We start from the raw sequence: 15,944 nt of genomic DNA, 5'->3' as shown, positions 1-15,944 counted from the left end.
GGACGGCCAAAGAACGTCCGATAGCAGGATTGGACTTGACTTTGGTCCCGTTTGACTGTTGACTATTCCCGAGAGAGCGCCGGCTTCGCAGGCCTGAGCGCCTCCCGGGATGGCGAGTTCAATCCATCCAGTCCGACCGACTTGCGGGTCGGCAGGACGTTCGGCGAGTCGCGCTGGAGCGCGGCGGAGCCGGCGAGCAGCGCCAAGGATGCTTCTGATCCACGCGCCCCGCCGTGCAGGCCGGTCGTCCATCGGGGCAGATCGAGACAAGCGTGCAGAACGCACCCATGAATGAAACAAACGCACCGGCGGTGTCCGACCATCCATCCCTGCTGCGCGCCGGGCAGCCGCGGGAGAACGACGTGAATCATCGAAGGTCCAGGCGCCGCCGTCGCCGACGGGGCGGCGGCTCGCGTCCCGCTGTCGATCAGGTGGTGACGGTGGAGAGCGTGGGGCCGGATGGCGAGGCCGCCCATCCCGAGGCGCCACGCGATTCCAACGCGGCGCCATCGCCACCGGCGCCCGGCCCGCCTCGCAAGCGATTCGAGGATCTCACGCCGCTCGATCCCCAGCCGCGCATGACCCTGGAGCATCCCGGCTGCGCCCCGTCGTGCCGCCTGATTGATCTGTTCTGCCCCATTGGTTTCGGCACGCGTGGATTGATCGTGGCGCCGCCCAAGGCGGGCAAGACCATTCTGCTGCAGAACATCGCCTCGGGCATCGCCCGCAATCACCCGAACGTCGAGCTCATCGCCCTGCTCATCGACGAACGTCCCGAGGAAGTGACCGACTTCAAGCGCAACGTGCCGGCACAGGTGCTTGCCTCGTCCAACGATCAGGACATCGAGACGCACATCAACCTCGCCATCACCGCCATCGACCGGGCCAAGCGGCTCATCGAGGACGGGCGCGACGTGGTGGTGCTGCTCGACTCGCTGACTCGCGTGGGCCGGGCGTTCAACAACTCGCGCCGCTACGCCAGCAGCGGGCGCACCATGTCGGGCGGGCTGGATTCCCGCGCCCTGGAGGTGCCCAAGCAACTCTTCGGCTCCGCCCGCAAGGCGGAGGAAGGCGGCTCGCTCACCATCATCGCCACCTGCCTTGTCGACACCGGCTCGCGGGCCGATCAGATCATCTTTGAGGAGTTCAAGGGCACCGGCAACATGGAGTTGATTCTCGACCGATCCATCGCCGAGCGACGCCTCTTTCCCGCCATCAACCTGGCCGCCAGCGGCACACGCAAGGAGCACCTGCTGCTCAACGAGCAGGAACTCAAGACCGTCACCGCGCTGCGACGTCGGCTCATCAACATGCCGCCCCACGTGCAGATCGAGCAGCTGCTCAACGCGCTCAAACGCTTTCCCACCAACGCCGACCTGGTGAAGGGCTGACGGGACGCGCAAGAACCCGCGGGGGCGCCATCATCGCCCTGACATCAGCACGTAGCGAAGCTCCACGACGAAGACATCGTTGTCCCCCAGCGCCTCGATGGACGCGCCGGACGCCCGCCAGCTGTAGAGCGAGTTGAGAATGTTCTCATCCACCCGCGGATCGCCTGACGGCCCCAGGATCATGGCGCGCACCACCCTGCCGCCGCGATCAAACTCCATGCGGCAGATCGGGTTGGCTCTGATCGCCGCAGTGAAACGGGTGAAGAGCGGCACCTCGGCCCGTCGCGGCTTGAGTTCGACGCCCTTGCCCGCCAGGGGTTTGCCCATCTGCCACTGATCGCGCGTCACGTCCAGCCGCGACGTGGCGTCGGACTGCCGATCGGTCACATCCCCCGTTTCATCGTGATGCTCCACCGGCTGACCCGGCGGCACGGATGGAGCCGATGGCGCGGCGGGGACGGGCGGCGGCGTCTCGGATGGCGATTGCGTCGGTCGGGACTGCGTGGCGGGCGACTCCTGTAACGACGCCTCGGCACGAGCAACGACGGAGGCGCGGATCATCTCCTCGATCCGCTCCACCACCGGCCCCAGCAGCGGGTTGAGCCGCGCCGGCTCGACCGGCATTGACTCCGGCACATCAGCGGTGGCCGACTTCGGCGCCATGATGGGCACCGCCTCGGGAGCAGCCGTGACGGTTTCCCGCGAATCGGCGGCCGGTTCCTGAACGTCATGATCCACGGCCTCGTCCTCGGACGCGGGGGAACCGGCAACGTCGGATGCCGTCACATCCGGCGGAGACGGTGCGGCGGCCTCCGTCACATCCTGAGCCGTCGAATCGGGTGACTCCTCCGGCCCGCCCGGAGGCGGCTTGTCAGTCATCGCCGCCTGCTCAGTTTCAGCCAGTCGGGCAAGGTGCTTGCGGTACTCGTCGTACCCGACCCAGTCCACGCTGGCGGGAAGTTCCTTGTCGAGACCCAGTTGCGGTTCAGGCGACCGCTCGGGCGCCTCCAGCGACGCATCCGGGCTGACGCGGGCGGACTGCTCCGCCTGCCCCCGGGCGGCGAACAGCAATACCAGCCCGCCATGCAGCAGCAGCGACAACGGCAACGTCACGGCAAGCCGCGGAATGACGCGTTCGCGGACCATCGGTTCATCCAAGGCGCCCCTGTCAAGTATAGGGGGACGGGGTAGGACCACGGCTTCACGGGTCAGCCGCGGCCGATACCGAGCCGTCCGACAACCGCTGATGGCGACTGGTCCGCCGAGGTGTTACTGTCCGACGATCTTCTGCCACTCCCGCAGCACGGTTCCGACCTTCTGCCCCGCCTGGCTCCAGTCGCTGGCGCTGTCCGATCGCAGCAGCGCGGGAACCTGACTGAGCAGGTCTTGATCGCGTTCGATCTGGGAGACATACTCCCTGGGCACGGTGATGTTGCGCGAGGCGCCGGCCCTGGCGGCGCGCTCAATCTGACGCCCGGCGTTGCGCACCTTGCCGATCTCGCGTCCCACGTCCTTCCGCAGGGAATCGACCGACCGGGCGTCGCCGCGCTGGCGGGCCTCGAACAGTCCGATCATCTTCTGGTTCAGCGCCGCCAGCGAGCGAAAGTAGGCGTCGAACTGCGACTGCACGTCATTCAGCCGCCGATCCGCCGCCTGATTCTGTCGATTCGAGAACTCCGTCAGATCAAGCACGTCATAGTCATCCGCAATGCCGCACAGCGCCACAACGTCCTCAAGCTTGTTCGCGGAGCCGGCGGCGAGCCCCCACGTCACCGCGTCGCTTCCGGTCATGGTGAGGATGGTGGAGGGGCTGTCCACCGCCGTCCACCCCGTCGAGTCGCGCGGCGTCTCGGTGACGAATCCCTCCACGGGCGACCACCAGAGCGCGGCTTCCTGAATCGTCATCGCCGCCACGACGGCGTAGGGACGCCCCGCGCGCTCCATGTACTGTCGCTGCCTGGCGTAGTGGGGCGACGCCATCTTGGCGTCCAGCGCGCTCAGGCCGCCCTCCCGATCACGGGTAACGATGGTCGCGGCGCCGATCAACGACGTAGGCCTCACGATGATGTCGCGGCAGCACAGCGTGATGATGGCTGCGGCGCTGAAGGCCTCGTCAGGCCACGCCACGAGACGGAGGCGGTCGTTCCAGTCGAGGATCAGTTCGCTGATCGCCTCCATGTCGCTCACCAGTCCGCCGGGACTGCGGATGTCGAGAACGACCAGCGAAGCGCCCTGCTTCTCGGCCTCCTCCAAGCACCCCTCCAGCAGCATGGCGTCGAAGGTGCCCGCGGTGCTCCCATCCATCAGACCGCCCACCTGACCGTGCAGGGGAATCACCGCCACCAGCGGCGCGCCCGGCCTGCGCTGCCCCGGCGCGGCCATCGGACTGCGCTGGGGTGTCGGCCTTGGCGCAGAGGCCGGAGCACCGGACGGGTCCGATCCCCCGCCGCCGGGCTTGCCCGCCCCATCTGACTGATCGCCTTCCTGCGGATAGAGCGCCTTGATGCTGCTTCGGTCAATGGTCTGCGTGGTCCAGACGCCGTCGATCTGGTGGCGAAAGGCGACGGTCTTGTCGGTCTCGGACACAACCTCGCCGTAGAGCGTTCGGCCATCGCGCAGGACGATTACATCAGCCCGCGCGTGAACGCCGCCCAGCAGGCCAACCGCCAGCAGACAGCCGACCAGCGTCGCGTTCCAGAGGTACCGACGAGTTCGATCCAACCGCGCCATGAAGCACCTCGCCGCGACGATTCATGGGGTACGCCATCCGTCGCGGCCTCAAGGCATGATACCGCGTGGGTCCGCATCCTGAAACCAGCAGTTCAGGGGATCACCCGGATCGCATCTCCAGTTCGGATGGCGCCCCCCGCGAGAATCTCCGCCCGCAGCCCGCCGCGGTGGATCAGGGCCTTGCGGGCGCCTTCCTTGCCGCAGAGTTTCTCCATGTGGCCGCATGGCTCGGCGAGTTTCACCCCGCGAAGCCGGACCGGGCCGATGGTGAACTCCCGACCCACCAGGTGATTGACCGCCACCCCGCGCGTCAGAATGTTGCGGCGTGAGTCGATGGGGCGATAGTCGAGTTGATAGTCCCGCCGCACCGCCTCGATCGCCTCGGCTTCAATCAGCGTCACCTGCTGCTCGACGTGACCTTCCTTCGAGAAGGTGCCCGCCATGGCCGCGTATCGGTCTCCGGCGAGACCCTTTCCCGCCACTGCTTCGACCTGCGATACCTCGCGCATGGGGGCGGCGGGTTCGGAAGTGATGAAGATGGCCTCCACAACGCCTTCGGCTGATGCTCGCATGGGGCGCATGGTATTCCGCGGTTGCACGCCCGCGCACTCTGGTTCACGCGGAACCAAGTCGGGTCAACCGACTCCATGCACTCGGGCCGTCCCGCCTTGCGTTTGCCCGGACAGTCCGATGAACGTCCCTGTGATGTGCGTTGGCTGCCGACCCGGGGCAACGAGTAAGGGGCGACTCCCGTCCCGTGGTCAGTCGTTGACGCGGAAATACCGCACGAACGCCTCGAGGAACTGTTCGACGGTTCCGCCGAAGGTCCGTGTCATCGCTTCGCGCCAGTCCGTGCCGGTCTTGCTGAGTTTCACCCACTCCACGAAGGCGGCGTGGTTGGACTTGACGAGGTACTCGATCATCAGGTGCCCGATGGCCGGACCGGCGTTGTCGCGCCCCGGCCAGAACTCGCTCTCCCAGGTGGCGTCAACAATGTCGCGCAGGGGCTGACCGGTGCGGATGAGCCGCAGCGCCACGGGCCGCAATCCATCGTGAATGGTCGATCCGTCGATGATCTTCTGCGCGATGAACTCCGCCAGTCCCTCATTGGCCCACGGGGGCAGACGGCGTGGCGCGTGGGTTCTGTGCAGCACCGCGTGGACCATCTCGCGGGCAAGGGCATGTTCGTGCAGCACGCCGTCCTTCTGACGCGCCGCGACGATGAATGCCTTCGGGCCGCTGTAGTGCGTGATGGCTTGAATGGCGTTGGTGGCGTAGAACCGGAACGCCCCGGCCTCGAAGAGCCGGAACTGGTCCCCTTCCTCGAACACGAAGACCACGGCCTTGCCCCAGAAGGGATTGACGTTCTCCGCCATTCCCAGCAGTTGGAGCAGCTCGCGGCAGCGCCGATCCAGCCGCACCGCCCAGCCGGCCACGTCCAGGCGCGGAGCATCGGAGTAGATGATGAAGTAGTCGGACTCGACGGGTTCATGGGTCAGACCCGCCTGCCTGAGCATGGCTTCCGCGTCGCCGATCACGCTGAGGCGCGCGGCCGCCTGCTCCTGCGTCGTCAGGACAGGCCACGGATCGGCTGGCCAGGGCCTCGCCTCGGGCGACGTGGTCTGCAGCGTGTTGCGGGCGCGGGCCTCTTCTCGCTCACGTCGTTCGCGGACAAGTTCAACGGCCTCGGCGCGCAGGGCGGGAATCTCGGGCGCAACTTCGGGATCGAGACGCGTGGCGGTGCGAAGGGCGTTTTCTACCCGCGCCTCCTGCTTCTCGATCTGCATGAACACGCGGGCCAGATCCAGCCAGTGGCGAGCCGACTGGTCATCCATCAGCGATCGGAACAGGCGCCAACCATCATCGGGATGAAGCTCGATCCAGAGCCGCCTTCCAAACGTACCATCAAACGAATCCCGATCCCACTTCGTCATGTCGCCGACGAAGCGCACCCCATCGGCCAGACGAAAGGTGACCTTTCGCGGCGGATCGAGATCATCCGCAAGTCCGGAAGCGCCCAGGTGACACAGCACTGCCAGAATGACATGCAGGATGGGCATGGGAAGGCATCCGGCAGCCCCGGCGCTGCGGATTTGTCATCCGGGGGCGACTCTTCGCCGAAGAAAGACTACGTCGTCTCTGGACTTTCGGCACGGGCTTCGCTGTCATTTTCAATGGATGCGCGTTGCCGCGACCGTCTGACGGTGTCTGAAGGAATGGGCGGCGGCGGATCACTGACCCCAACGACCTACCCGGCTCGGCCGGCCAATGGAGTGGATCATGTTCGAACGACTCACTGATCGTGCCCGCAAGGTGATGGCGCTGGCCAACCAGGAGGCCCAGCGCTTCAACCACGAGTACATCGGCACGGAGCACATCCTCCTCGGGCTGGTCAAGGAGGGTTCGGGTGTGGGCGCCAACGTGCTCAAGAACCTCGATGTGGATCTGCGCAAGGTGCGGCTCGAGGTCGAAAAACTCGTCAAGAGCGGGCCCGAGATGGTGACGATGGGCAAGTTGCCGCAGACCCCTCGCGCCAAGAAGGTCATCGAGTACGCCATCGAGGAGGCCCGCAACCTCAACCACAACTACGTCGGCACCGAGCACCTGCTGCTCGGGCTGCTGCGCGAGCACGATGGCGTCGCCGCCCAGGTGCTCATGAACCTGGGGCTCAAGCTCGAGCAGGTGCGTGAGGAAGTGCTCAACCTGCTGGGAGCGGGAGTGGAAAGCGAGGAAGCCGGTGACCCGCTGGAGCCCGCGGGCGAACAGCCCGCCAGCAGCGGAGGCGGTCAGCCCCAGCAGCGCACCAAGAGCAAGACTCCGGCGCTCGATTCCTTCGGGCGCGACCTGACCGAGCTGGCCCGGGCCGGGCAGCTCGATCCGGTCATCGGCCGCAAGGACGAGATCGAGCGTCTGATCCAGGTGCTCTGCCGTCGCACCAAGAACAACCCCGTCCTGCTGGGTGAGGCGGGCGTGGGCAAGACCGCCATCGTGGAAGGGCTGGCCCAGGCCATCGTCAGCAAGGACGTACCGGACCTGCTGCACGATCGGCGGCTTGTGGTGCTCGACCTGGCGATGATGGTCGCCGGCACCAAGTACCGCGGTCAGTTCGAGGAGCGCATCAAGGCGGTGATGAACGAAGTCCGCCGCGCCAAGAACGTCATCCTGTTCATCGACGAGCTGCACACGCTGGTCGGCGCGGGCGGCGCGGAAGGCGCCATCGACGCCAGCAACGTGCTCAAGCCCGCGCTCAGCCGCGGGGAGATCCAGTGCATCGGCGCCACCACCTTTGACGAGTACCGCAAGTACATCGAGAAGGACGCGGCCCTGGAGCGGCGCTTCCAGTCGATCATCGTCGAGCCGCCCAGCAAGAGCCAGACCATCGAGATTCTCAAGGGGCTGCGCCCCCGCTACGAGGAGCACCATCGCGTGCGCATCACCGACGACGCCATCGCCGAGGCGGTGGAGTTGTCGGACCGTTACATCACCGCCCGCGTGCAGCCGGACAAGTCGATCGACGTGATCGACGAGGCCGGGGCGCGCCTGCGGCTGAAGTCCATGACCAAGCCGCCGAACCTGGCCGAGATCGAGGAGAAGATCGAGCGTCTCTCCATCGCCAAGGACGAGGCGGTCAAGAACGCCGACTATGAGAAGGCCGCCGAACTGCGCGACCAGGCGGAGAAACTGCGCAAGGACAAGGAGAAGCTCCAGGAGGAGTGGAAGCGTCAGACCATGGAGGTCGGCGGCACGGTGGACGCGGAAATCATCGCCGAGGTCGTCAGCAAGATGACCGGCGTGCCGCTCACCCGGCTCGAGAAGGAGGAGTCGGCCCGGCTCATGCAGCTGGAGGCCGAGCTCCACAAGACGGTGGTCTCGCAGGACGAGGCGGTCAAGGCGGTGGCGCGGGCCATCCGCAAGGCGCGCTCGGGGCTCAAGGATCCCAAGCGCCCGATGGGCTCGTTCATCTTCGTCGGCCCCTCCGGCGTGGGCAAGACGCTGCTGGCCAAGGCGCTGGCCGAGTTCATGTTCGGCGACGCCGACGCCCTCGTGTACCTCGACATGTCGGAGTACATGGAGAAGCACAACGTCAGCCGCCTGATCGGCGCGCCCCCCGGCTACGTGGGTTACGAGGAGGGCGGCCAGCTCACCGAGCGGGTGCGGCGCCGGCCCTACGCGGTCATCCTGCTCGATGAGGTCGAGAAGGCCCACCCCGACGTCTTCAACATGCTCCTGCAGATCATGGAGGAGGGTCGGCTCACCGATTCCTTCGGCCGTCACGTGGACTTCAAGAACACCATCCTCATCATGACGTCGAACATCGGCGCCGACCTGATCAAGGGCGGGGCGGCGTTCGGCTTCGGCAAGCGCGCCGAGGTGCAGGACTACGACAAGATGAAGTCCACGCTCATGTCGGAGATCGAGAAGTTCTTCCGGCCCGAGTTCATCAACCGCCTCGATGAGGTCATCGTCTTCCGCCCGCTGGTGAAGGACGACCTGTACCACATCATCGAAATCGAACTGGCCAAGGTGCGCGAGCGGCTCTCCGCCAAGAACATGGCCCTTGAACTCGACCTGAAGGCCAAGGATTTCCTGATCGAGAAGGGCTTCAACCCCGACTTCGGCGCCCGTCCCCTGCGCCGCGCCATCGGCACCTACGTGGAGGACCCGCTGGCCGAGTCGCTGCTCACCGGCGACTTCCACAGCGGACAGAAGATCATCGTGACGCGCAAGGACGAGGCGGAGAACCTCTACTTCGTGGCCGAGGATCTGCCCGCGCCGACGCCCGCGACCGAGCCCAAGGCGGAAGAGCCGCCCAAGAAGGCCGCCGCCGCGGCAGCGTCGGGCAAGAAGTGACGAGCACGTTTTAGGCTCGATCGGACCCTTGCATCAACTTGCGACGTTTGTCATCTCGAAAATGGAGCGATCACTCATTGCCACCCGCATCTGCGGGCGGCGGTGGATCACCCATGACGGCCGACACGACCCCCGGCGCACGCGACTGCAAGATCGCGCGGATGGCCGCGATAGTGCGGTCCTCGATTTGCTCTCGCGCCCCGAGCAGACGATGTATCTGTGCTTGAATGTCCGCCTGTCCCTCCGGCTTCGAACCACGCAGGTCGATCGTCGCCTGCGAAGTACGGATCCGCAGTTGCCGTCGATCCGTTTCGTATTCCGCAATGATCCGTTCGAGGGTCTCGCGTAAGTCGGCAGCGACCTCGACCGTTTCAAGGCGTGTTGCGATGGCGTCTATCCGATCCGGCTCGAAGAGCCATGGCGAGCAGCGCTCGACGAAGCGCTCCTCCCATTGTGCCGCGGCCTCCGGCCCGACCGCTTCCACCACGGCGGCTTGGAGGTTGGACACAAGCCCTTGCCGGACGCCCCACGTGTTGCGATACATGCGCCGCAATCCATTCTCCACGCGCTGGGCCTCGGGATCGGCTTTCTCCAGTCCCTTCGCGCGGTACTTGAACACGTCCTCCCATCGCTCACGCTGGCCTTCGAGCGCGGCCAGATAGGTGATCTCGAACGCTTCGATTATGGCCGCGATGCTCGACAGTTCGACCCTTTCTGCCTCCACGTTCGCACTCTGCTCGAACGTGAGCGGGGCGAAGATCACGGAGGCGAAGGCCTCGAGCTCACCTCCGTGGAGAGCGGCCTCTTCGAGAAGGCCCAGCATATCCGGGTCTGGATTGGGCCGACCGGCGGTTCGGGGCGTCATCGCATCATGAAGTGCGATCTCGAATCGGCGGTAGCCGCGATGATTCCAGAGCCGCAACTGGGTCTCATCGAGCATCGCAACGATGTTCTGAACCATTCGATTGCGGGCCGCCTGCGTCGGAGCCAACACCATCTCTCTGTACAAACGAGCATATTCCATCCCACTCGCACGCTTATACTCGCCATCTACCGCCTCCAACGGCGCCAACGTGTAGTGCACCGCGCCGTCGGGGCCGACGTCGGTCGCTACCTTCCACCCGACAGTCGCTGATTCTCCGGGAAATTGGATGACGTTCTCTTCAAGCATAATTCGACCTGCCCAGTACTCCGCCTTCCACTGCTTCATTGCCGAATTGAACGCTTTGCTGGCGACCTCCAGCTCGTCAAGATAGGTCAAGAACAACTCCACGCCATTGGCGCGCTGTTGGGCGTCGAGTTGAAGGTCACGCGTGAGGCGCTCTACAATGATGCCTGATGCGTTGACGAGAAAGCGAGCACGGCGATCTGCCCAGTCGCGAAGGCCTTTCTCAAGGGAGTCTCCGAGATTCAGCCGATCCGACGATGCCGCATCCTGACAAAGCGCAGGACGTGCGTAACCGAATGCCCCCGTGATGAAACACCCGATGATCAAGGCGCTCGGCACCCGCGTTCCGGACACCGTCATTTGTCGAGATGAGCGACTCGACAGGATAAGGGCCAGCCCTCCAGCGATCACGCCAATCAGAATCGCACCCCACCCCGATAGGGAAGACGTTCGAGTGTTAGTTGAACGAACCGGCGAATCAGTTCCCTCCGGGCCATCCTCCCCGGTGAGGCGCGAATGTACCTCCTGGAGCCCACCCGCTCCGTCGGGTTCGTATCGGGTTCCGGTTCGGGCATCGTAGACCGGGACTCCTGGCGGCCACTTGATCCGCAAATCGTCCCGACGACTCGTGGGAAGACGATACCACTCGACGTCGATGTGTGTTTCGTGACTCACACGGCGCTGGCCGTCGATCTCGCGATACCGTCGTTGCTCGACACGGAAAGGCAGCAAGACTCCGTCGACCTGTCTGAAGTCCGCATTCTCAATGACAAGAGTCTCGAACACCGCGTTCCGAGGGAGTACTGAGTAGCGTGCGAGGGCCATGCCCGCGTCGCGCGCGAACAGCCAACGGTGCTTCGAGTCACTCGGGTCAACCCATTCGACTTCCACGTCCCCTGACGAACTGATCGCCAACCCTGCGGAGGCGAGCAACCCCTGCGTGATCCACACGACCTCTCGATTCGCGAGGGCGATGCCCAGCGCCTGATGCATCACAAGAGAGGTCGGCAGAGTAGACGGGTCACGTACATTCCCGTAGTATTCGCGCCCTGGTGCCGGCTGAATCAGTTTCTCGTCGCGCTCGCGCGTCAAGAGTCGCACCGCATGAACGGGCTCTGCAATCTCTCCGGAGCGCACCGCATCGAGGCAAGAGTCGGCAATTCGCACATCGTACAGAACGTCGCCACCTAGCATTGTGAGGCGACAGATCTTCTCCCGGAACGCATCGTCGAAGGTAACGCTCACTCCGTTCACTTCGGTCTTGTCGCCGAGAGCGATTAGAGTCTCTTCTGCCTGCCGATATTCCACCACAACATGCTGGAGCCGTAACAACCGTGCCTCCAGCAGAGAGCGGACGGTTTCGGAGTCCTGCCACCCAGCACCGCACATCCACAACCAAAGCGTCAATGTGCTACCGAGGGCTGTCATGGGATTACCTCCTTCCCCGGGCAATGCGGTCTGGGTCGAGAGCAAGTCACAGACACTGGTCCGAGCCAGCGTCGCAATGCCCCTTCCTTGCTGTTGCCGTTCCGGTGGGCTCCCCGGTGCAGTTGGGGTTGTCGTAAATCTCAAACCTTGCGCAGACATCCAAATGGCTGGTGCACGACGATCCGACGGGCTGGCCGTCACGAGTCTCGCAGACAGGGAAGTCGTTCTGCTCGACGAGTTTCCACCAGCCGTTGAGGAATGGCACGCAGTTCCACGATCCTGTCACACAGGAATTGTTCACGGTCCAGTCGCAGCAATTGCCGCTCGGTCCCCGGTTGCCAGGATCCTGCGCCAGCGCGAAACCGCCGACCCCGAGGATCGCGAGAATGCCAGCTGAGATGATCTGCTTCATCGGTCTTCTTCCTTTCATCAGGGCTGATCTGTTGGTTGTTCGCCGCTGTCCGCGCCGACGGTCTCGACGGTCGAGCGGACTATGACCAATCGAACTTCTACTACATCGCCTTGGCTCGTCCACGCCCGAATAACGTCGCGTGAGATGCCCGTAGGCCACTCATCATTCGCGAATGTCAGGATGACGTCGTCAGAGTCCGGGTCAGTACGTCGCCACCTAACCGGCGCGTCGCCTCCAATCGACTCGACGCGCACCGTCGAGCCATCGAAGGAGTGGAGAGCGAAGGGGACTTCTACAGTCGCGCCGCGCTCCGTCAGTGCCACGAAGAGAGCGGCTGGGGACGGTGCGATCGGCTTGACCACTTCGAGCGTGATCGGCAGCACGCTCGCCACTTCACGCTCCCCGGCGAGAATGATCTTGATCTCACCCTTTACAAGTTCCCCCGCTGCCGCGTCCGGGCGGCAAACCACCGACATCGTACGCTTCGCTAGTCCGATCGCACCGTCGCGGTTGTCACCGCGCACGACAATGTTGGCGCCGGAATACTCGATCTCCGCAGGCAATGTCGCGACCCCGGCTTCGGACCCTCGGAGTTCGATCGTGCGCACCACTTCGCCCCCTTCGGGCACGACGACGTAGAGCCGCCCCGGAGTGGCGCGAAGGTCGCCAGAGCGGTCGATCTGGCCGGTCACCTGGATGCGGTGCTGCTCGCGCCGGCCTGTCGCCGACCGAGCGATCAGGAAGACGGTCTGGCTGAAGCGCTCGCCGCCAGCCTTCGAGGCATCCGCGACGATGCGGAGCGTCGCGGCCTGCGCAGGCCCGACACTGTCGGCCGCCATCGCGGCCTTGACGCAGCCGCACGTCGTGATCAGGTCTTCGATATGAACCCAGTCGACCGACTCGTTTCTGACGAGAATATCAGCCGACACGGTCGCGAACGGCTCGATGACGCCGAGATCGATGCCCCCCCCGACGCGAAGCGCGTTTCCCGATTCTTTTGCAACGAGCCGCGCAGCCCCGAAGGATAGGAAAACGACCGCAGCGGCCCCGAGCACCCACACAGCGATCTTCAGTGCGATCGCGTACATGGCGAACTCCAAACCGCGTCTAGCGTACCAGGTATCCCTTCGAGTGCCAACTCGATTTTCGGGACAATCGTGAGTTCGTGGACCGACCGCGCCGCCCCCGCCCGCCGAGCCCAAGGCGAAGGAGACCCCCAAGAAGCCCGCCGCCGCGGGGGACAGAGACAGCGCGAGGCCAAATAGGAATGAACGATTGATATTGAGGAACATGGTTGCGTCTCCACGCTGATGGATGGTTTCACCAAGGCGTCTTGGCTGGGGCGATCGGCCCTCATCCCTTCTCACGAGGAAACAGCCGCGACCACCAAATGGCATCATGGGATTTCGAAAGGAGGGGTCGCGCGGCGCCTCGCTTCATGAGCAGGCATGGCTGCTCATGAAGCGCGCCGAGGGGTCGAATCAAGCCCGGACCGTCTGCGAGCGAGAAACACGCTTCGACCTGTCGGCCCTCTCACTCCGCGATCCGCGGCCGGATCATCAGCAGCTTCAGCCCGTACCCCTCGTACACCATGTCCACGGTGTCGAATTTGAACGCCCGGCCGTAGTAGGGATGGAAGCGGCAGCGAATACCGCCCAGCGGACCCTGCTCCACAATGACCTCGGTGCTGCCCATGCTGATCACCATGCGGTTGAGCATGGCGAACAGGTCGTCGCGGTTGCGCCGCATGAACTCGGCGAAATCGTCGAAGTCCATCCCCGCCGCCTCGTACTCGTCCTTCGTGTGCTTCGCCAGCGCCTCCTCCCACAGCAGCTCGTAGGTCTCGTCGGTGATGCACCTGAGCGTGAAGGAGATCACCTGCTCCGGCTGCAGGGCGCGGAACCGGGGCGTGCCATCCGGGTTGGTCTCCGCCGGACCGCCGCCCGCCACGGCCGGCCCGAGCTTGCGCGGGCGATGAATGATGATGGTGCCATCGGGCAGCTCGACGCGCGGCTGCACGATGCCCTCGCGCAACTGGTACTCCGGCACGTCCTTGTAGATGATCGTCTGGGTGGAGCAGCCGCCCAGGAGCCCGGACACGCCCGCGAGGATCGCCCAGGCGGCAGGCCGCCGCATCGTCACACGCCGGATTGACGCGAGCCCCATCGTCACGCACCGGCCTCCTGCGGCAAGCCCACGGGGCGCGTAACGGGCTGGGGACGCGAGCGCATCCACAGATCGTGGAGGGCGAACTCGGTCCGAGGTTCCGGCCAATCGATGCGGAGATGCCCGCCACGGCTCTCCTCGCGCCACAATGCCGCCCGTGTGATGAGCGCCCCCACCGTCAGCAGGTTCTGCGTTTCCCACCCCGCGGGATCGTCGAAAATCTTGTCCAGCACGTAGCGGCCCCAGAAGCCGAACATCTCCAGTGCATCGGCCAGCTTGACCCCCGTGCGCTCGATGCCCACGTTGCGCCACATGGCGGAACGGAGCGAGCTGCGCACGTCGGCCAGATCGAGTTCCGCCCGATCGGATGGCCGGATGTCGCTGACGATCTGAATCGACCGGCCCGAGCCGCGATGATGACGTCCCGCCGCCTCGCCGCAGCGGCGACCGAACACCAGCCCCTCCAGCAGGGAGTTGCTGGCCAGCCGATTGGCCCCGTGGAGCCCATTGCACGACACCTCGCCGCACGCGTACAGACCGGGGACCGTGGTGGCCCCGTCGAGATCGGCCCATACCCCGCCCACGGTGTAGTGGGCCGAAGGATGCACCGGGATGAGATCCTTCCCGGCGTCGATGTCGAACGACCGGAGCAGCCGATCGAAGGCGGGAAAACGCTCGGCGAAGCGCGCCCCGCCGATGTGACGGACGTCAAGGAACACGCAGGCGTCCTGCGTTCGGGCCATCTCGCGGATGATGGCCCGGCTCACCACGTCGCGCGGCGCCAGTTCCGCCATGGGATGCACTTCCGGCATGAACCGGCGCCCCTCACGGTCCACCAGATACGCCCCCTCCCCGCGGATCGCCTCGGTGATGAGCGCGCGGCTGGCGCCGGCCACGTACAGCGTGGTCGGGTGAAACTGAACGAACGCCATATCGGCGAGCATTGCCCCGGCGCGCCAGGCCATCGCCATGCCGTCGCCCGTGGCCACGGCGGGATTGGTGGTCTCCCGATACACCTGTCCCGCACCGCCCGTGGCGAGAATCGTCGATCCGGCCCAGATGATCTGCAGCCCGTATCGCGGGTGGTAGGTGATGGCTCCGACCACGGGCGAGGCCGCACCGCTGGAAGCGGACGACGCGGCGCCGTTGCCCTCGGGAGCATTGTCGGCGGCTGTCAGCAGATCCAGCGCGAAGCAGTTCTCGAACAGCCGCACGTTGGGCAGCGACTGAAGATGCGACGCCAGGCAGCGCGTCAGTTCCTCGCCGGTTCTGTCGCCGTGGCTGTGGGCGATGCGGTGGTGGTGGTGTCCGCCCTCGCGCCCGAGCATCAGTCGTCCTGCCTGGTCGCGGTCAAACTTCATACCCCATTCGATCAGCTCCTGAATGCGCGCCGCGCCGTCCTCCGCCAAGGTTCTCACCACGGTGGGTTCGCATAATCCCGCGCCGGCGGCGAGCGTGTCCTCCACGTGGGCTTCGATGGTGTCATCCGACGCCAGGACCGCCGCGACGCCCCCCTGCGCCCAGGTCGTGTTTGACTGATCAAACGTCCTCTTGGCCAGGACGATCACGTCGCCCGAACCGGCGGCCTCGATGGCCGCCCGAAGCCCCGCCACGCCCGTGCCGATCACCAGCGTGTCGGTGAAGATCTGCGGCAGCAATGGCGACCGGAAGGGGATCAGGTACCGGCGTTGGTCGTAGGCGGTGAGCATGGGCGGGTGGAAGTGCTGCGTGCTGAATACAGAGAACGGAGTGGGGTTCCGAGGTCCGGGCTCGCTGGTTCTCCGATCCCTTGATTCCC

The 15,944-nt window shown here is 65.3% G+C and carries 11 protein-coding genes; 2 read left to right on the top strand and 9 right to left on the bottom strand.

Going from position 1 to position 15,944, the window contains the following annotated elements; all coding sequences use genetic code 11:
- Window positions 1-287: 287 nt before the first annotated feature.
- Entirely contained in the window at window positions 288-1,391 is a 1,104-nt protein-coding gene (gene rho / locus HRU76_12705; protein QOJ19188.1) for a transcription termination factor Rho, read from the top strand.
- 30 nt (window positions 1,392-1,421) lie between these two features.
- Here the strand turns inward: rho and HRU76_12700 are convergent, their stop codons facing one another.
- The 4 genes from HRU76_12700 to HRU76_12685 all read right to left on the bottom strand — a co-directional run bounded on the left by HRU76_12700 (window position 1,422) and on the right by HRU76_12685 (window position 6,181).
- Window positions 1,422-2,537 carry a hypothetical protein gene (locus HRU76_12700; protein QOJ18395.1) on the bottom strand — a complete coding sequence of 372 codons (1,116 nt, stop codon included), beginning with the start codon at window positions 2,535-2,537 and terminating at the stop codon, window positions 1,422-1,424.
- Between the two features lie 123 nt (window positions 2,538-2,660).
- Window positions 2,661-4,121, bottom strand: a complete 1,461-nt coding sequence (locus HRU76_12695) for a hypothetical protein (GenBank protein ID QOJ18394.1) — start codon at window positions 4,119-4,121, stop codon at window positions 2,661-2,663.
- Between the two features lie 92 nt (window positions 4,122-4,213).
- On the bottom strand, window positions 4,214-4,693 hold the full coding sequence (locus HRU76_12690; GenBank protein ID QOJ18393.1) for an MOSC domain-containing protein: 480 nt from the start codon (window positions 4,691-4,693) through the stop codon (window positions 4,214-4,216).
- A 189-nt stretch (window positions 4,694-4,882) separates the two neighbouring features.
- The gene (locus tag HRU76_12685) at window positions 4,883-6,181 is read right to left on the bottom strand and encodes a hypothetical protein (protein ID QOJ18392.1); all 1,299 of its coding nucleotides are present in this window, start codon (window positions 6,179-6,181) and stop codon (window positions 4,883-4,885) included.
- Window positions 6,182-6,401: 220 nt separating this feature from the next.
- Between HRU76_12685 and HRU76_12680 the strand changes: the two genes are divergently transcribed.
- Entirely contained in the window at window positions 6,402-8,972 is a 2,571-nt protein-coding gene (locus HRU76_12680; protein QOJ18391.1) for an ATP-dependent Clp protease ATP-binding subunit, read from the top strand.
- 70 nt (window positions 8,973-9,042) lie between these two features.
- Here the strand turns inward: HRU76_12680 and HRU76_12675 are convergent, their stop codons facing one another.
- The 5 genes from HRU76_12675 to nadB form a co-directional block, all read right to left on the bottom strand.
- Complete coding sequence (locus tag HRU76_12675; GenBank protein QOJ18390.1) at window positions 9,043-11,568, bottom strand: hypothetical protein; 2,526 nt, start codon at window positions 11,566-11,568, stop codon at window positions 9,043-9,045.
- A 46-nt stretch (window positions 11,569-11,614) separates the two neighbouring features.
- Window positions 11,615-11,980, bottom strand: coding sequence for a hypothetical protein (locus HRU76_12670; GenBank protein ID QOJ18389.1), 366 nt, complete (start codon window positions 11,978-11,980; stop codon window positions 11,615-11,617).
- A gap of 17 nt (window positions 11,981-11,997) precedes the next feature.
- The gene (locus tag HRU76_12665) at window positions 11,998-13,068 is read right to left on the bottom strand and encodes a DUF1573 domain-containing protein (GenBank protein QOJ18388.1); all 1,071 of its coding nucleotides are present in this window, start codon (window positions 13,066-13,068) and stop codon (window positions 11,998-12,000) included.
- A gap of 445 nt (window positions 13,069-13,513) precedes the next feature.
- Window positions 13,514-14,152: a hypothetical protein gene (locus HRU76_12660; GenBank protein QOJ18387.1), complete on the bottom strand. Its 639-nt coding sequence runs from the start codon at window positions 14,150-14,152 to the stop codon at window positions 13,514-13,516.
- Window positions 14,149-15,855, bottom strand: a complete 1,707-nt coding sequence (nadB, locus tag HRU76_12655; GenBank protein QOJ18386.1) for an L-aspartate oxidase — start codon at window positions 15,853-15,855, stop codon at window positions 14,149-14,151. Before nadB ends, HRU76_12660 begins: the two co-directional genes overlap by 4 nt.
- Between the last annotated feature and the right edge of the window lie 89 nt (window positions 15,856-15,944).

Source organism: Phycisphaeraceae bacterium (assembly GCA_015709595.1).
Taxonomy (GTDB): domain Bacteria; phylum Planctomycetota; class Phycisphaerae; order Phycisphaerales; family SM1A02; genus CAADGA01.
The sequence above is the reverse complement of the archived record's forward strand: the minus strand, read 5'-3'. Positions and strand labels throughout refer to the sequence as shown.

Coding starts and splice junctions, on each gene's coding strand:
- rho (QOJ19188.1), top strand. CDS start 288: ATGAATGAAACAAACGCACCGGCGGTGTCCGACCATCCATCCCTGCTG.
- HRU76_12665 (QOJ18388.1), bottom strand. CDS start 13,068: ATGTACGCGATCGCACTGAAGATCGCTGTGTGGGTGCTCGGGGCCGCT.
- HRU76_12690 (QOJ18393.1), bottom strand. CDS start 4,693: ATGCGAGCATCAGCCGAAGGCGTTGTGGAGGCCATCTTCATCACTTCC.
- HRU76_12700 (QOJ18395.1), bottom strand. CDS start 2,537: ATGGTCCGCGAACGCGTCATTCCGCGGCTTGCCGTGACGTTGCCGTTG.
- HRU76_12685 (QOJ18392.1), bottom strand. CDS start 6,181: ATGCCCATCCTGCATGTCATTCTGGCAGTGCTGTGTCACCTGGGCGCT.
- HRU76_12680 (QOJ18391.1), top strand. CDS start 6,402: ATGTTCGAACGACTCACTGATCGTGCCCGCAAGGTGATGGCGCTGGCC.
- HRU76_12675 (QOJ18390.1), bottom strand. CDS start 11,568: ATGACAGCCCTCGGTAGCACATTGACGCTTTGGTTGTGGATGTGCGGT.
- nadB (QOJ18386.1), bottom strand. CDS start 15,855: ATGCTCACCGCCTACGACCAACGCCGGTACCTGATCCCCTTCCGGTCG.
- HRU76_12695 (QOJ18394.1), bottom strand. CDS start 4,121: ATGGCGCGGTTGGATCGAACTCGTCGGTACCTCTGGAACGCGACGCTG.
- HRU76_12670 (QOJ18389.1), bottom strand. CDS start 11,980: ATGAAGCAGATCATCTCAGCTGGCATTCTCGCGATCCTCGGGGTCGGC.